The organism is Mycobacterium sp. OAE908 (genome assembly GCF_017872775.1).
In the GTDB taxonomy this organism is placed as follows: Bacteria; Actinomycetota; Actinomycetes; order Mycobacteriales; family Mycobacteriaceae; genus Mycobacterium.
In genome coordinates this window covers 932,216-947,820 of the sequence record NZ_JAGGJL010000001.1, presented here as the reverse complement: position 1 = coordinate 947,820, position 15,605 = coordinate 932,216, and the positions used below count along the sequence as shown (strand labels likewise).

Sequence of the window (15,605 nt, the reverse complement as noted above, 5' to 3'; positions counted from 1 at the left end):
TCGTGGCCGTCCGAACATCACGCAGGCTCGTGATCGAGGCGCCGCCGGAAGCCATCATGGATGCGCTTGCCGACGTTGAGGCCCTGCTGTCGTACACCCCCGCGTACCGGCGGGTGGAGATTCTCGACAGATATGCCGACGGTCGTCCGCACCACGTTCGTCTAGCGGTCAAGGTGCTCGGTCGAGTCGACGAGGAAATCCTCGAATTTCGTTGGGGCCCAGACTGGTTGGTGTGGGACGCGCAGCAGACCAAGCAGCAGTACGCCCAGCACGTCGAGTACACGCTGCGGCCTGATCACGTCGGTTCGTCCACCACTGTGACGGTCGACGTCACCGTCGAGCCCGATTCACTCATTCCCGATTACTTCATCAAGCGAGCAGGCAAGACGATCATCGACGCGGCGAACGAGGGTCTGCGACAACGAGTGCTGAAGGGCAAGGCTTCCGATCAATCCGAGTAGATCGGAATAGCGGGCAGCTGCATACCGGTTGGTCGCTGTATGCCAACCGGAGTGTTTCTTTTTCCCGACCCGAATGCCGCCAACGTCGTGGACGACGTCGTCTCCCAGGCGCGCCGCGCCTACGACGTCGGGGTCAAACAAGTATGGCTGGCTCAGCAGTTCGACCATGACGCGATCTCGCTGGCGGGGCTGGTCGGCGCTGCGGTGCCCGGCCTCGGGGTCGGCACTTCGGTGGTGCCGATCAACCCACGTCATCCGCTGATCGTGGCGTCGTTGGCGCAAACCGCGCAGGCAGCGGCGCACGGCAACTTCAGCCTGGGTCTGGGCCTGGGCGCACACGAGCCCGAGCGTCTGGCGTTCGGCACCGCGTGGCCGAACCCCGTCGGCCGCTTGCGTGAGCATCTGCAGGTCTTACGGTCCATCTTCGACACCGGATCGGTCGACTTTCACGGCGACGATTTCAATGCGAGCCCGGCCTGGCCCGTCAAGGTAGCCGGCGGCACACCACTTCCGGTGTACGTGGCCGCGATGGGCCCAAAGGCGTTGCGCGTCACCGGCGAACTGGCCGACGGCACCCTGCCGTACCTTGCCGGCCCACGCACCATCGCCGAGTTCATCGAACCCACGATCGCGAAAGCGGCCGCCGACGCGGGACGCCCCAAACCCGCGATCATCGCGGCTGTGCCGGCGCTGGTGTCCGAAGACCAGGACGCCGCCCGAGCCCTTGCCGCTGAGCAGTTGAGCTTCTATGAGAGCGTTCCGTCGTACCAGAAGGTGCTCGCTCGCGAGGGCGTGGCCAGCGCTGGTGACCTCGCGGCAGTCGGGTCCGCCGAATCTATCGCCCGTCAACTCCGAAGCTACCTGGACGCAGGTGCGACGGACGTCGTGATCAGCCCGGTGGACCGCGCACAACCCAGCGAGGAACTTTGGCGGTTAGCCGCCGGCCTTTAGCGCCGACAGTCGTCGGATCGCCTCATCGAGCGTCTCGTCGCGCTTACAGAAGGCGAAGCGCACCAAGTGATTCCACGCGTCGGCGTGCGCGGCACCTGGATCGCAGAAGGCGGACATCGGGATCGCCGCGACACCGGCACGTTCCGGCAATTGCGCGCAGAACTCCGTGCTGTCGTGGTACCCGAGCGGTCGCGGATCCGCGCACAGGAAGTACGTGCCGAAACTGTCGTGCACCTCAAAGCCCAGCTCGGTCAACGCCGAGCCGAGCTTGTCGCGCTTGGCCTGCAACGAGTCCCGCAGCGCGGCCACCCACGCCTCCTCGGTGTTGAGCGCATGCGCGACGGCGGGTTGAAACGGCGCACCGCCGACGTAGGACAGGTATTGCTTGGCAGCGCGCACGCCGGCGATGAGATCTGAAGGCCCGCAAGCCCATCCGATCTTCCAGCCGGTGCAGTTGAACATCTTGGCCGCGCTGGAGATCGTCACGGTGCGCCCTGCCATTCCCGGATAGTTGACCAGCGGGATATGGCGATGGCCGTCGAACACCAGATGCTCGTAGACCTCGTCGGTGATCACGAGCAGGTCGGCATCGACCGCCAGTTTCGCCAGGGCCTTGAGTTCGTCGTCGGTGGCCACCATGCCGGTCGGGTTGTGCGGCGAGTTGACGATCAACGCCTTCGTCTTGGGCGTCACGGCCCTGCGCAGCCCGTCGACATCGATCTTGAAGCCGCGGCCGTTCTGCACCAACGGCACTGCGCGCCGCGCACAGCCTGCCATCGCGATGACGGGAGAGTACGAGTCGTAGAACGGCTCTATCAACAACACCTCGGAGCCGGGTTCGACGAGCCCGAGCACCGCCGAAGCGATCGCCTCGGTGGCGCCGACGGTCACCAGCACCTCGGTGTCGGGGTCGTACTCGGTGCCGAAGTGACGCTTGCGCTGTGCGGCAATGGCCTCGCGCAGTGGCGCGATGCCGAGGCCGGGCGGGTACTGGTTGACGCCCTCGGCGATCGCGTTCTCGGCGACCTTGAGCATCGCTGGCGGGCCGTCCTCGTCGGGGAAGCCCTGACCGAGGTTCACCGCGCCGATGCGAGCAGCCAGCGCGGACATCTCGGCGAAGATCGTGACCGCATAGGGCTCGAGTCGCCGCACCGTCATGGTCGTCGAGCCTACGGCTTCGCCGAACGTGGGTTACCCGCACGCAAAACCGTCGATTTGTGTGCGGGTAACCCACGTTCGCGCCGCTGAGCGGGCACCCAACCAGCCGGTTGGGTGGGGCTGTTAGGCTTGCCGGGCAGAGGACTACCGCCCATGTGGGCTGGGCTCCCATAACCCCATCTGAACAGGAAGAATCTTCATGTCTGAAGAAGCCTTCATCTATGAGGCCATCCGCACGCCTCGCGGCAAGCAGCGCAATGGCTCGCTGAACGAGGTCAAGCCGCTCAACCTGGTCGTCGGCTTGGTCGACGAGCTCCGCAGGCGCAACCCCGACCTGGACGAGACGCTGATCAGCGACATGATCCTCGGCGTCGTGTCGCCGGTCGGCGATCAGGGCGGCGACATCGCCCGCACCGCGGTGCTGGCCGCAGGCCTGCCCGAGACCACCGGCGGCGTGCAGCTCAACCGCTTCTGCGCCTCAGGCCTCGAGGCCGTCAACACGGCCGCGCAGAAGGTCCGCTCCGGTTGGGACGACCTGGTGCTGGCCGGCGGTGTCGAGTCGATGAGCCGCGTCCCGATGGGCTCCGACGGCGGCGCGTGGGCGACCGACCCCGAGACCAACTACCAGATCGGCTTCGTGCCGCAGGGCATCGGCGCCGACCTGATCGCCACCATCGAGGGCTTCGACCGCGAAGACGTCGACCGCTACGCGCTGCGCAGCCAGGAGAAGGCCGCCGCGGCATGGTCGGGCGGCTACTTCGCCAAGTCGGTCGTGCCGGTGCGCGACCAGAACGGTCTTGTCATCCTCGACCACGACGAGCACATGCGCCCCGACACCACGCTCGAGGGCCTCGGCAAGCTGAAGACCGCGTTCGACGGCATCGGCGAGATGGGCGGCTTCGACGATGTGGCGCTGCAGAAGTACCACTGGGTCGAGAAGATCAACCACGTCCACACCGGCGGCAACAGCTCCGGCATCGTCGACGGCGCCGCGCTGGTGCTCGTCGGCAGCGAAAAAGCAGGCACCTCACAGGGTTTGACCCCGCGGGCGCGCATCGTGGCCACCGCAACCAGTGGCGCCGATCCGGTCATCATGCTGACCGGCCCGACACCAGCGACCCGCAAGGTGCTCGACCGCGCCGGCCTGACCGTCGACGACATCGACCTGTTCGAGCTGAACGAGGCGTTCGCCTCGGTGGTGCTGAAGTTCCAGAAGGACCTGAACATCCCCGACGAGAAGCTCAACGTCAACGGCGGCGCCATCGCGATGGGTCACCCGCTGGGCGCCACCGGCGCCATGATCACCGGCACCATGGTCGACGAGCTCGAGCGTCGCAACGCGCGTCGCGCGCTGATCACGCTGTGCATCGGCGGCGGCATGGGCGTGGCCACCATCATCGAGCGAGTCTGAGAGGCCTGAGAAAGCATGGCAGAGAACACAATCCAGTGGGACCAGGATGCCGACGGCATCGTCACCCTGACGCTCGACGACCCGACCGGGTCGGCGAACGTGATGAACGAGCACTACGCCGAGTCGATGCACAACGCGGTCGAACGCCTTGTCGCGGAGAAGGATTCGATCACCGGCGTCGTCATCACCAGCGCGAAGAAGACCTTCTTCGCGGGCGGTGACCTCAAGGGCATGATCAAGCTCGGCCCGGAGAACGCCGGCGAGGCGTTCGACATGGTCGAGGCCATCAAGCGTGACCTGCGTGCCCTCGAAACGCTCGGCAAGCCTGTCGTGGCCGCCGTCAACGGCGCCGCGCTCGGCGGCGGTCTCGAGATCGCGCTCGCGTGTCATCACCGCATCGCCGCCGACGTCAAGGGACTTGTCGTCGGTCTGCCCGAGGTGACGCTGGGTCTGCTGCCCGGTGGCGGCGGTGTCACCCGCACGGTGCGGATGTTCGGCATCCAGAACGCGTTCATGAACATCCTGAGCCAAGGCACCCGGTTCAAGCCGGCGCAGGCCAAGGAGACGGGTCTGGTCGACGAACTCGTGGGCTCCGTCGAGGAATTGGTGCCCGCCGCCAAGGCGTGGATCAAGGCCAACCCCGAGGCCCACACCCAGCCGTGGGACCAGAAGGGCTACAAGATGCCCGGCGGCACCCCTTCGTCGCCGGCGCTGGCGGGCATCCTGCCGTCGTTCCCCGCGTTGCTGAAGAAGCAGCTCAAGGGTGCGCCGATGCCGGCGCCGCGAGCGATCCTGGACGCGGCCGTCGAGGGTGCGCAGGTGGACTTCGACACCGCCAGCCGCATCGAGAGCCGGTACTTCACGCAGTTGGTCACCGGCCAGGTCTCGAAGAACATGATCCAGGCGTTCTTCTTCGACCTGCAGCACATCAACGGCGGCGGTAGCAGGCCCGACGGCATCGCCCCGGTGAAGATCAACAAGATCGGCGTGCTCGGCGCGGGCATGATGGGCGCCGGCATCGCCTACGTGTCGGCCAAGGCCGGGTTCGACGTGGTGCTCAAGGATGTCAGCATCGAGGCCGCGCAGAAGGGCAAGGGCTACTCGGAGAAGCTGGAAGCCAAGGCGCTTCAGCGGGGCAAGACCACCGAGGAGAAGTCCAAGGCGCTGCTGGACCGGATCACGCCGACGGCCGACGCCGCGGACTTCGCGGGTGTCGACTTCGTGATCGAGGCGGTGTTCGAGAGCCAGGAACTCAAGCACAAGGTGTTCCAGGAGATCGAGGACATCGTCGAGCCCAACGCGCTGCTCGGCTCGAACACCTCCACGCTGCCGATCACCGGTCTGGCGACCGGCGTGAAGCGCCAGGAGGACTTCATCGGGATCCACTTCTTCTCGCCTGTGGACAAGATGCCGCTGGTGGAAATCATCAAGGGCGAGAAGACATCTGACGAGGCGCTGGCCCGGGTGTTCGACTACACCCTGGCCATCGGCAAGACCCCGATCGTCGTCAACGACAGCCGTGGCTTCTTCACCAGCCGCGTCATCGGCACGTTCGTCAACGAGGCGCTGGCGATGCTCGGCGAGGGTGTCGAGCCCGCCAGCATCGAGCACGCGGGTTCGCAGGCCGGCTACCCGGCGCCGCCGCTGCAGCTGTCCGACGAGCTGAACCTCGAGCTGATGCACAAGATCGCCGTCGCCAGCCGCAAGGGTGTCGAGGATGCTGGCGGCAAGTACGAGGCGCACCCCGCCGAGGCGGTCGTCGAGAAGATGATCGAGATCGGTCGGCCCAGCCGCTTGAAGGGCGCCGGCTTCTACGAGTACGTCGACGGCAAGCGGACCCAGCTGTGGCCGGGCCTGCGGGAGACGTTCGAGTCGGGAACCGCCGATATTCCGTTGCAGGACATGATCGATCGGATGCTGTTCGCCGAGGCGCTGGAAACCCAGAAGTGCCTCGACGAGGGTGTGCTCATGTCGACCGCCGACGCGAACATCGGCTCGATCATGGGCATCGGCTTCCCGCCCTACACCGGTGGCTCGGCGCAGTTCATCGTCGGCTACCAGGGCCCGGCGGGCACCGGCAAGGACGCCTTCGTCGCGCGCGCCAAGGAGTTGGCGGCCCGCTACGGCGACAGGTTCACCCCGCCGGATTCACTGACCAGCTAGCAGCAGTTCGCAACGGCCCCTGGCACAATGGCGTGCCAGGGGCTTTTGCCTATTCAGCGGGTGGCCGCCGTTGGCCCGACGGGCAGCGGCATCGTGTCGTAGAGCCGTACGCCCCTGTCGTTGAGCCGGGCCAGCGCTTGCGTCGCGCCAAGCGGCAGCGCGGAGATCGCGCGGGCGGTGGCGACCAAAGCCCTTAACCGCCAACGACTTCCGGGCACGATCGTCTTGGCGTTGAACCGCGCCAGCGAACGACTGCCGAGGACCGAGGGCATCATCGTGCGTTCGTATGCCGCGAACGCCGCGGTGTGATCGTCACGCGCATCGGCCAGGGCGGTGGCCAGAACGTAGGCGCCGTACACCGCCAGGCTGGTGCTACCACCGACGGCCGGGCCGGGGCAGTACCCCGCGTCACCGACCAACGTGACACGACCGCGCGACCAACTTGTCGACTCCAGTTGAGTGATGGCGTCGAAGTAGAACGTGGGCGTGTGGTCCAATTCCGCCAGCCAGACATCGACTTCGGGCGCCATTGCGCTGAACGCGGCGCGCAACTGGTCGCGCTGGCGGGACGTGTCGCGGTGGTCGAAGTCCAGCGGATGTTCGGGCCGGAAGAGGAAGACTGCGCGCGCGTCGTCGAGGTGATCGGCCGTGTACACCATCGCCACCCGGCGCGGCTCGAAGTACGAGTTCATCAGGCCGTCGCGGGCAAGCGATTTGGGTACCGACACCACCGAGATGTAGCTGCCGAGAAACCGCTCGCCGAAGCTGTCTCCGAAGACGATCTGGCGCACTCCGGAGTGCAACCCGTCGGCCCCGACGACGATGTCGAACCGCCGCGGGGCGCCGTTGCGGAAGGTGACCTCGCCGTCGTCGGAGATGGTCGTGATCTGGTCGCCGAACACATACTCGACGTCATTGCGGCCTGCGTCGTAGTAGATCTCGCTGAGGTCGTCGCGCATGATCTCGACGTGGCGGTCGGACATCACCTTCTCGAGCTTGAGGTAGTTGATCCGCGCGGGCCGCGACGACCACGGCCGGTTGACAGCGAGCACCGTGGTTCCGGTGGCACGCGCTTCGATTCGCGGTAGCACGCCCATCCGTTCGGAGATCTCCATCGCGGGCCGGAACAGGTCGATCGCATGGCCGCCGGTCTTACGCAGTGCGGGGGCGCGCTCGACCACGGTGACTTCGAAGCCGACCCGGCTCAGCCAGTACGCCAGGACGGGTCCGGCGATGCTGGCGCCGGAAATGAGAACTCGCATGATGTCACCCACTTACTTAACGGTCGGTAAGCTAGCGGCATGAGCATACCGACCAACCGCTCCGCCGGGTTGGCTACGTGACGAAGCCCCCGTCGGAGACCCGGCTGCGCATCCAGGACATCGCCAGGGAGCTGTTCTCGCAGAAAGGGGTGCAGCGAACGAGCCTTCAGGACATCGCCGATCGATTGGGCATCACGAAACCGGCGCTGTACTACCACTTCAGTTCACGAGAAGATTTGGTGCGCAGCATCATCCAGCCATTGATCGACGAGGGCGAGCGCTTCGTCACCGAACACGAACGGCGGCGCAAGTCAATGCGGGCGACGCCGCGCGAATTGCTCGAGGGCTACTTCGACTTTCATTTCAATCACCGCGCAGATCTGCTGCTGGTCGTGGCGGAGTTGACGACCTTGGCCGACCTGGGTCTGATCGACCGCATGCTGGCGTGGCGGGAGCGGCTGACCAAGTTGGTGTTCGGCAACAGGCCCACGTTGGAGCAATCCACCCGCGCGGTGGTCGCATTCGGCGGGCTGCAGGATTGCTGCTTACAGTTCCCCGACACCGCATACGACGACCTTCGACGGGCCACCGTCGACGGTGCCATGGCGGCATTGGGGATCTGAGGGCCTGCTATGCGACCAGCGCCTCGTCGTGCGCCAATGGGTTCGCCGCCGGATTGCTCGCCAGCGCGTCCAAAACGACCGACCACACCTGGGGGCTGAGGACGATGCCCTCGTGGCCCGCCAGGACTCCCGGATACAAATCCTGAATGACGATGTTCGTCACGTTGGGGCCATCGAGTGCCTGCTGGGAGTACGGGGTGACCACCTCGTCATGCGTCGAGGTGATCGTGGTGTACAGGACACCCGGGCGGGTGTCGCCGTTGCCGTAGACCTTTTCCTGAAATTCGTTACCCAATGCCTGCTGTTCCAAGGCCGGGCCCAACGCGTTCGCGAGTCCCATCATCAGCGGCCCGAAGATCGGTAAAGCCTGCAGCCCAACCAAACCCATCACATCGGTACCGTGATTACTCGGGGCGAGGCCGATGAGCTGTGACACCTTGGCTGCGCCGCCCAGATTGTTGATGTAGTACGCCGGCAGAATCCCACCGCCTTGCGAATGCCCGATGAGGATCACCTTCGGCGCACCGGTTTCGGCGAGGACCCGGTCTATCTCGGCGTCAAGCTCTTTGGCTGACTGCCTGATGTCGTCGGTGGCCTGGATCGGGAAGTTCGGATCGTTTGTGACGTTGCCGTAATTGAACGTATAGACCTTGTAGCCGGCATTGGCGAGGACCGGCGCTCCGACAGTCCAGTTGGCCCCCTGGGTTCCCGTCGTCCCGTTCAGCAGAATGATCGGCAGCGGATGCTCGGGGGTGACGGTGATCGTCGGATCGTTCGCCCCGGGCGGCGGCTTCTGCGGGTTGAAGAAAGCCAAGCCGTCGATGATCCCGTAGGTGACTTTGAAAGGCCCTGTGCTGACGGTCCCTGCGGGCGCGCCGATCAGGGTTCGGCTAACGGCCGCAGCGGAATTGGCCACCGCGGTGGCCAGTGCATACGGCGCACCCAAGAATGTGTGCGGGCCGAAGGCCTCGGCGAAGGTGTTGGCCACCGTGTACACCGCCGACGCGGCGACGACCCCGACGTCTGATATCAGCCCGACGACTTCCCGAGGCTGCGGGGGTCTGATAGTGGCGGTCCCAGGCGGCGTGCTTGACACCGAGGGCGCGACCGCGGCGATCTTCGCGGTCGCCGGTTGTGGGTCGGGAGCTGATGGCGTGGATGCGACTGCGGCGAGCTTGGCGGCCACGGGCTTCGGGTCGTCGGCGACCGGCTTCGCGGGTTTTGCGGTCTTCGTCGACGCCGTGGTCGAGCCAGGTCGGTGAGCACTGTGGCGCGTACGTGGCTTCGGCGGATCGTCCTTGTCCGAAGCCGCGGCTGTTTTCTCCGCAGTGGTGGTGGTGCTCGCGTCCGCTGGCGGTTCGGATGCATCTGGTTTCGAAGCCTTCGGGGCCTGCGAACCCTGCGAGGTCGACGCATCGCCCGAAGCGGACGTTTCATCGGCATGCGCGACACCGCTGTTGAAGCCGACCGCAACCCAGGCTGACAGCACCAATGCGGCAACGGTCAGCCGCAACCACCAGTAGAGGGACTTCGTGGACACGCGCAGACCTCCAGAGCCGACTGGGATGCAATGTATCCAGACGACAGCCGCGGTTGTCTCGATTTTGGCAATGCTCGTTGTCGGTTCACCGGCAGGCGGGGGAGATCCGCAGCATCACCACGTCGTGGGGCGCGACCGTTCGGGTGATCTCGCCGGCAGTCGTGGTATCGGCGTGCGTCCACAGATCGCGCACCGTATAGCAGGGCGCATCCCGCAGGCCGGCCGCATCGGCATTCGTGACGACGTCGGTGGGCTGGTCAGTGGCGTTGAACAGTGCGAGCGCCACATCCCCGTCGGATAGCGGCTTCACCAGTACCCGGTTGTCCCGCGGTGCCGCCGTTGCCTGCGCGGCGAGCGGGTCCTGGTCGACTGCGGTGACATCGCGGTTGATCAGGATCGCGCGCGTCTGATCGCTCATCGTCCGAATGTCGTTGCCAGCCAGTAGCGGCGCCGCCAACATCGCCCACAACGAAAAGTGGCTGCGCTGTTCGGATTCGGTGAGGCTCGGCTGCGCGTTGGCACGCCACGCAACCTCAGCATCGGACAGCGCAAGCTTCACGCGTAGCTTCTGTAAGCGCTCGGGTGTCAGCTGGTCCTGCGAGACGATGAGCCGGCTGACGTCGAGGTGATTGACGAAGAAGTCGCTCCACGACAGCCCGACGACCATCATGTCGGGGTCGTTGAAGTAGCCTGCACGGCTTCGCGACACGACAGGTGAGGACGCCCGGAACTCGTCGGGCACGCCGAGGTAGGTGCCGGTGAGGAAGGCATCAGAGCTGTCCAGCGGCGGCAACGTGTTGCGCCACACCGGAACCAGGTCGGTGGTGTTGCGGGCCATGTCGGCGATGGGTGACCAGTCGTATCCGGTTCCCGCGTGGTGATTCTCGGAGCTGTTCGGGTTGATGCTGTAGAAGATGCGACGACCACTGGCGCGCAACGCATTTCGCATAGCAGTGAAGAGCCTGACCTGATTGGCATGGTCGGCATCGGTGTGGCACCAGTCGTACTTCAGGTAGTCGACACCCCAGGCTGCGAACGTACGGGCGTCGGTGTCCTCATGACCCGCGCTGGCTACGCGGGGGTCCTGGCCGCATGTCTCGTCGAAGGGGCTGGCATAGAGGCCGAGCAGCATGCCGCGGTCGTGGAGGTAGCGCGCCAACGCCGCGATGCCGTGCGGGAACGTCTTCGGGTCGGCCCGCAATTTGCCGTCGGAGTCGCGCGTCGGTGCCGCCCAGCCTGCGTCGAGGTTCACGTAGCGGTAGCCGGCGTCGCGCATGCCCGAGGACACCATCGCGTCGGCGGTGGCCTTGACGGTGTCTTCGGTCAGCGGGATACCGGAGTTCCACGAGTTCCAGCCCATCGGGGGCGTGAGCCGTTGCGGCGCTCCTGCGTCGGGCGTGGCAGCGCACCCGGTCATGCCCGCACCCGCCAGACTCAGCGCGAGCAGGATCGACCACAGCCGCGCGCCCACCGGCCGAGGATCGCCGACCAGGGTGTGCGTGCGCTGACAATGCGCTGCCTGGCCGCTGTGCATGATCCCGTTGCGTATCGTCTAGACGTGCCCGAAGGCTTTACCGAAACATTCGCGGCAGCGCTCGCGAGCTACGGCGAGCAGCCGTGCATCGAGTTCGAGGGCCGCTGGTACACCGGTAACGACGTCACCGCATACGGCAACGCCATGGCCTCACTGCTGCGCGGCGCGGGCGTTCCGGATAGCGCGCCGGTCGGGCTCGTTGTCCGCAACCGCCTCCCGCACGCCGCCGCGATCATCGGCTTCCTCGCCGCCGGCCGGCCCGTCTCGATGATCTATTCGTTCCAGTCGCCGGAGGCGATCGGCCGCGACATCGAAAAGCTCAACCTCTCGGCGATCGTCGCAGACCGCGAGGACTGGACCGACGAAGTCGTCACCGCCGCCAGTCGGGCGGGTAGCGCAGGCGTCGCCATCTCGTCGTCGCAGCCCCTCGTCGAAGCTGTCAAAGGGCTCGAGCAACGCGACGCGGACCGTCGGCACGCCGACATCGAACCCGGTGTGGCCCTGCAGATTCTGACCAGCGGCACCACCGGCCCGCCGAAACGCCAGGACATCAAGACCTCGGTGCTGCAGCGGACCGTTTTCAGCGTGACCAGCGGCGAGAAGGCCCCGCCCGACGCCCCGCCCGAATTCGCCTACTGGCAGTTCGGCGGCATCGGGGTGTGCCAACTGGTCGCCGGCGTGCACAACGCACGCCGCATCGTGATGCTCGAGCGGTTCACCGTCGACGGCTTCGTCAACGCGATCAAGACCCACCGCATCAAACGCTCCGGCGTGCAGCCCGCCGTCGTCCGCATGCTGCTCGACGCCGACGTGCCCAAGGAGGACCTTGCGTCGCTCGAATTCTTGATCAGCGCGTCGGGCCCGCTCGACCCCGAAACCCGCGACGAGTTCGAGAAGCACTTCGACATCCCGATCCGGTTGGCCTACGGCGCAACGGAATTCGCCGGTTCACTGTGTGCTTGGACACCGGGCGACATCGAGCAATTCGGCGACTCGAAGCGCAACAGCGTTGGCAGGCCGCTGCCGGACACCCAGGTGCGCGTCGTCGACCCGGAGACGGGCGCCGAGCAGCCCACCGGCGAGCAGGGCCTGCTGGAGGCCAAGGTCGCGCCGATCAGCCCGGACTGGATCCGCACCACCGACATCGCTTCGATCGATGCCGACGGGTTCGTCACTCTGCATGGCAGGGCCGACGGTGCCATCAATCGAGGCGGCTTCAAGATCCTGCCGGAAACCGTTCGGCGCGTGCTGATCTCACATCCTGCAGTGAGCGACGCGTGCGTGGTGGGGGTGCCCGACAAACGGCTGGGACAGGTGCCGTTCGCCGCCATCGAAGCCACGCCGGGCATCCCCGTTCCATCCGCGGACGAACTCAAAGACCTTGTCCGCCAAGCCTTGCCGGTGTACAACGTGCCGGTCGACTTCGCCGTCGTCGACGAACTCCCGCGCAACCCCGCGTTGAAGGTGAGTCTGCCCGCCGTCGCCGCGCTTTACGACTCGCGCGCGAACAGGTAGTAGCGCGCGTCGAACTTGTCGTTGATGGACAGTCCCGGTTCACGTCCGGCCGACAACAGCTTCCAATTAGTGCCGAACCGCTGCTCGACGTCGGCCGGTTCGATCCCGCGCACCGGAAACGATCCCGGAGGGAACGCGACGATCAGCAGCCGTGCCCTCGGCCCGGCGAGCGCGGTCACCTCCCGCACATAGGCATCGCGATCGTCGTCGCTCATGCCGTGCAGGCAGCCGTTGTCGATGATCAGCGAGAAATCCGTGCCGACACCTTCAGCGCGCAGCCGCGTGGCGTCGGCATGGACGAAGTCGACGGCCACCTGCTTGGCTGCCGCCTTTGCCCGCGCCTTGTGCAGCGCCTTCGGCACGAAGTCGATCCCGGTGACACGCCAGCCGTGCTGCGCGAGGTAGATCGACGAATCGCCGGTGCCGCAGCCGATGTCGAGTGCGGCGCCAGGAGGCAGGGCATCGTCGCCCTCGATCAGATTGCGCAGGCTCGTCGCGAGCGGGTGTTAGTCCCACGGGGTGAACCCGAGCCGGTACATCAGCTGAAACAGCAGATGCTTCGACGACATGAATCAGACGGATCCGAGGTCGGCTGACAGCCAGTGCTGCGGCTTGAGGTAGATGGCGACCATCGGGAAGTGCTCGCGCCGCGCGAATTCGAGATAGGCGTCGACCTTTTCCGGTGCGAGGTAGCGCTTGGTCATCTCGACGAGGTGCTCGTCGGTGCCTTCCTCGATGCGGCTCACCGGACCGTCGACGGAGACATAACGCACCGTCGGCTCGAGGCGCTCTGCCATCAACGTGAACTCACCTTGCGTCTCGATGAGGCGGTGCTTGCGTGAGCCGGTTCCGGTGATCACCCACGGCTCGCCGCCGGGGCTGTACTGGTACCAGATCGGCACGGTCAATGGGCCGCGCTTATCGCCTGCACTCACGGAAAGCGCGGCGATGTGTGGCTCGGCCAGAAACTGTTCGCGTTCTTCCTTGGAGAGGGCCATGCGGCCCAGGCTAGTCGCGGGTTGTGACAGGGCCGTCGAGAAGAAGCTTCAGCACCAGGCCCTTGAGAAGAAGGCGAGCGCGACGATCCCGATCGCCAGCGCGGCCTGCGTCTGTCCCATCGAAGCCGTACTAACGATCCCCGCGAGTGCGCATATCGCGATCAGGGCCAAGAGCAGGTTCTTGACCCAATGGATGCCGTCGGCATGACCCCCGGCGCCCGCCGGCCTGGCTTTGGGCCCGGGTACCGGGCGACCATTGTGATCGAGCACGGCGCCTCCTCTGTGTCCTAGCTCACAATCTAGTACTGGTGTGAGGCACACCATAGCTCATGATCAGGTTTCGCTGGTTAATTCAGGGTGTCGGTTAGGTCCCGCTTGTCTACAGGGCGATGAAGCGCTTGAGTTTGCCGCTCGCCCGATTGCGGGGGATGCGATCGACTGGCCGGATCTTGACGCTCGGATTCGACAGCCCGCAGCGCTGCAGCGCGGCCGCTACAGATGTCGCCAGGTTGTCGATGTCGGGACGTCCAACAGTCAGGATGTCGGCGCCCCTGGTGGTCTGCATGACCTGGTACTCGGAGACGTGGGGATCGGTGCCCAGAACATGCCGAAAAGTGATGGCGGGCACCGTGATCGAGCCATAGCAGAAGTCGTCGTCGCGCCGCCCGCCGATGTCGGCGACGCGGGCGTATGCGCTGCCGCACTCGCACGGACCCGGTAGCAGTGTGACTTCGTCGCCGAGGTCATAGCGGATGAACGGAAACGTTCGGTTGGCCAGCCCGGTGGCGAGGGTGCGGGCGGCGGGCTGGTCGGGCCCCACCGGCGCGCCGTTCTCGTCGACGCGTTCGATCACCACCTCGTCCTCGCAGATGTGCAGGCCCTCGCCGATACCGCAACCAACCGCCTGCACGCCGATCTCGGTGGATCCCCACAGGTTGTGCACCGGGGCATGCCATGCCTCGGCGATCGCCTGGCGATCCTCGTCGAGAAGGGGCTCGGAATTGGTGCTGACCCGCACCGGACGGCAATCCAGCTCGCCGTCCAGCACCGCGCGGGCCAGCCGGCCGATGACAGACGGGTAGCCGACGAGGTGCGTCGGCCGGGCGGCCGCCACCGCGCTCAGCACCTCGTCGAACGGCCCTCCTGCCGGTATGACGACGGTCTGCATGCCCGCCACGGTCGGCACGTCGAACAGGGGCGTACTCGCATGCGGCGGGGCGCCTGCCTCGAGGACGGCCATCCGGGTCGGGCCGGGGTGCGGCTCCCGTAGCTCCGCGCGCGCCTGAGTCCGCCATGCCAGGCATGCGGCCGAGACGTACAACTGCCAGCTCCACACGTAGACGCCGCGCACGCCACTGGAGCCGCCCGAGCTGAAAATCTGATACCCGTCGGGCGTGTACGAATACCATTCCTGTTCTGCCAGAATGCGTTCCGCGCGGTCGCGATTGAGCCTGCGGTCGGTGACGATGTCGTCCCAGCTGTCCTGCGCGTCGGCCTTCGTCATCACCGGCACCGAGGCAAGGTCGGCGACGGTGACCGAGGACAGCTCGAGGGCGCGCAGGCGCCTGGCGTGAAACGGCGACCGCTGGCGTGCGAACGACAACAGCGCGCGCAGCTGATGTTCGCGGTAGTGCTCGATCTGTTCGGGGGTCCAATCAAGGCGCGCGCTGTGGTCGACGAGCGCAGCCTGGACCGCGTTCAGATGGACCGCGCGCATGCGCTCGTACTTGGCTCGGGCCGTCATCCGCGTCCTACGTTGATCCTATTTAACGTTACCGTAAATCAGCATAGGGCGACCATGACCGATGTTTGCCAATTACCGGCACACGAACTTGTGTGTCTCCTGTCGAACAGGGCGTTGGCGTGCCGGGAGGCGGTCCAGGCCCACCTCGAATGCATCGAGGAGGTCAACGGTGCACTGAACGCGCTTGTGACGGCCGCCGACCCGGAAAGTTGCCTGGATGCCCCGCCGCCGATCGCGGCATAGAG

At 66.0% G+C, this 15,605-nt stretch carries 14 protein-coding genes and 1 pseudogene; 7 read left to right on the top strand and 8 right to left on the bottom strand.

Annotation, left to right across the window (positions count from 1 at the left end; translation table 11 throughout):
- Positions 1–2 precede the first annotated feature (2 nt).
- Together J3E61_RS04530 and J3E61_RS04525 are read left to right on the top strand one after the other, a co-directional pair.
- The gene (locus J3E61_RS04530; protein ID WP_192724105.1) at positions 3–461 is read left to right on the top strand and encodes an SRPBCC family protein; all 459 of its coding nucleotides are present in this window, start codon (positions 3–5) and stop codon (positions 459–461) included.
- A gap of 39 nt (positions 462–500) precedes the next feature.
- The gene (locus tag J3E61_RS04525; protein ID WP_210082760.1) at positions 501–1,412 is read left to right on the top strand and encodes an LLM class F420-dependent oxidoreductase; all 912 of its coding nucleotides are present in this window, start codon (positions 501–503) and stop codon (positions 1,410–1,412) included.
- On the opposite strand, the gene J3E61_RS04520 is transcribed toward J3E61_RS04525, so the two are convergent.
- Positions 1,395–2,570: a pyridoxal phosphate-dependent aminotransferase gene (locus J3E61_RS04520; RefSeq protein ID WP_210082759.1), complete on the bottom strand. Its 1,176-nt coding sequence runs from the start codon at positions 2,568–2,570 to the stop codon at positions 1,395–1,397. The genes J3E61_RS04525 and J3E61_RS04520 overlap by 18 nt on opposite strands.
- 199 nt (positions 2,571–2,769) lie before the next feature.
- Here J3E61_RS04520 and J3E61_RS04515 point away from each other — a divergent pair, with 199 nt between their 5' ends.
- Together J3E61_RS04515 and J3E61_RS04510 are read left to right on the top strand one after the other, a co-directional pair.
- Positions 2,770–3,981, top strand: coding sequence for an acetyl-CoA C-acetyltransferase (locus J3E61_RS04515; protein WP_192724102.1), 1,212 nt, complete (start codon positions 2,770–2,772; stop codon positions 3,979–3,981).
- A 15-nt stretch (positions 3,982–3,996) separates the two neighbouring features.
- Complete coding sequence (locus tag J3E61_RS04510) at positions 3,997–6,144, top strand: enoyl-CoA hydratase/isomerase family protein (RefSeq protein WP_210082758.1); 2,148 nt, start codon at positions 3,997–3,999, stop codon at positions 6,142–6,144.
- A gap of 53 nt (positions 6,145–6,197) precedes the next feature.
- Here J3E61_RS04510 and J3E61_RS04505 read toward each other — a convergent pair whose 3' ends face one another.
- Entirely contained in the window at positions 6,198–7,406 is a 1,209-nt protein-coding gene (locus J3E61_RS04505; protein ID WP_210082757.1) for an FAD-dependent monooxygenase, read from the bottom strand.
- A 77-nt stretch (positions 7,407–7,483) separates the two neighbouring features.
- Between J3E61_RS04505 and J3E61_RS04500 the strand changes: the two genes are divergently transcribed.
- Complete coding sequence (locus J3E61_RS04500; RefSeq protein WP_210082756.1) at positions 7,484–8,029, top strand: TetR/AcrR family transcriptional regulator; 546 nt, start codon at positions 7,484–7,486, stop codon at positions 8,027–8,029.
- Between the two features lie 7 nt (positions 8,030–8,036).
- Here the strand turns inward: J3E61_RS04500 and J3E61_RS04495 are convergent, their stop codons facing one another.
- Together J3E61_RS04495 and J3E61_RS04490 are read right to left on the bottom strand one after the other, a co-directional pair.
- Entirely contained in the window at positions 8,037–9,596 is a 1,560-nt protein-coding gene (locus J3E61_RS04495; protein WP_210085431.1) for an alpha/beta fold hydrolase, read from the bottom strand.
- Positions 9,597–9,654: 58 nt separating this feature from the next.
- Positions 9,655–10,986 (bottom strand): glycoside hydrolase family 27 protein, encoded by a 1,332-nt coding sequence (locus J3E61_RS04490; RefSeq protein WP_210085430.1) that lies wholly within the window; start codon positions 10,984–10,986, stop codon positions 9,655–9,657.
- A 93-nt stretch (positions 10,987–11,079) separates the two neighbouring features.
- Between J3E61_RS04490 and J3E61_RS04485 the strand changes: the two genes are divergently transcribed.
- Complete coding sequence (locus J3E61_RS04485; RefSeq protein WP_210085429.1) at positions 11,080–12,618, top strand: long-chain fatty acid--CoA ligase; 1,539 nt, start codon at positions 11,080–11,082, stop codon at positions 12,616–12,618.
- On the opposite strand, the pseudogene J3E61_RS04480 reads toward J3E61_RS04485, so the two are convergent.
- The 4 genes and pseudogenes from J3E61_RS04480 to J3E61_RS04465 form a co-directional block, all read right to left on the bottom strand.
- Positions 12,594–13,187: pseudogene (locus tag J3E61_RS04480) on the bottom strand (class I SAM-dependent methyltransferase). The gene J3E61_RS04485 and the pseudogene J3E61_RS04480 sit on opposite strands and share 25 nt — an antisense overlap.
- Positions 13,188–13,190: 3 nt before the next feature.
- Complete coding sequence (locus tag J3E61_RS04475) at positions 13,191–13,616, bottom strand: pyridoxamine 5'-phosphate oxidase family protein (protein ID WP_210082755.1); 426 nt, start codon at positions 13,614–13,616, stop codon at positions 13,191–13,193.
- Positions 13,617–13,664: 48 nt separating this feature from the next.
- Positions 13,665–13,886 carry a hypothetical protein gene (locus J3E61_RS04470; RefSeq protein WP_210082754.1) on the bottom strand — a complete coding sequence of 74 codons (222 nt, stop codon included), beginning with the start codon at positions 13,884–13,886 and terminating at the stop codon, positions 13,665–13,667.
- Positions 13,887–13,995: 109 nt separating this feature from the next.
- Positions 13,996–15,360 carry a phenylacetate--CoA ligase family protein gene (locus J3E61_RS04465; protein ID WP_210082753.1) on the bottom strand — a complete coding sequence of 455 codons (1,365 nt, stop codon included), beginning with the start codon at positions 15,358–15,360 and terminating at the stop codon, positions 13,996–13,998.
- A gap of 54 nt (positions 15,361–15,414) precedes the next feature.
- Here J3E61_RS04465 and J3E61_RS04460 point away from each other — a divergent pair, with 54 nt between their 5' ends.
- Complete coding sequence (locus tag J3E61_RS04460) at positions 15,415–15,603, top strand: hypothetical protein (RefSeq protein WP_210082752.1); 189 nt, start codon at positions 15,415–15,417, stop codon at positions 15,601–15,603.
- The last annotated feature ends 2 nt before the right edge of the window (positions 15,604–15,605 follow it).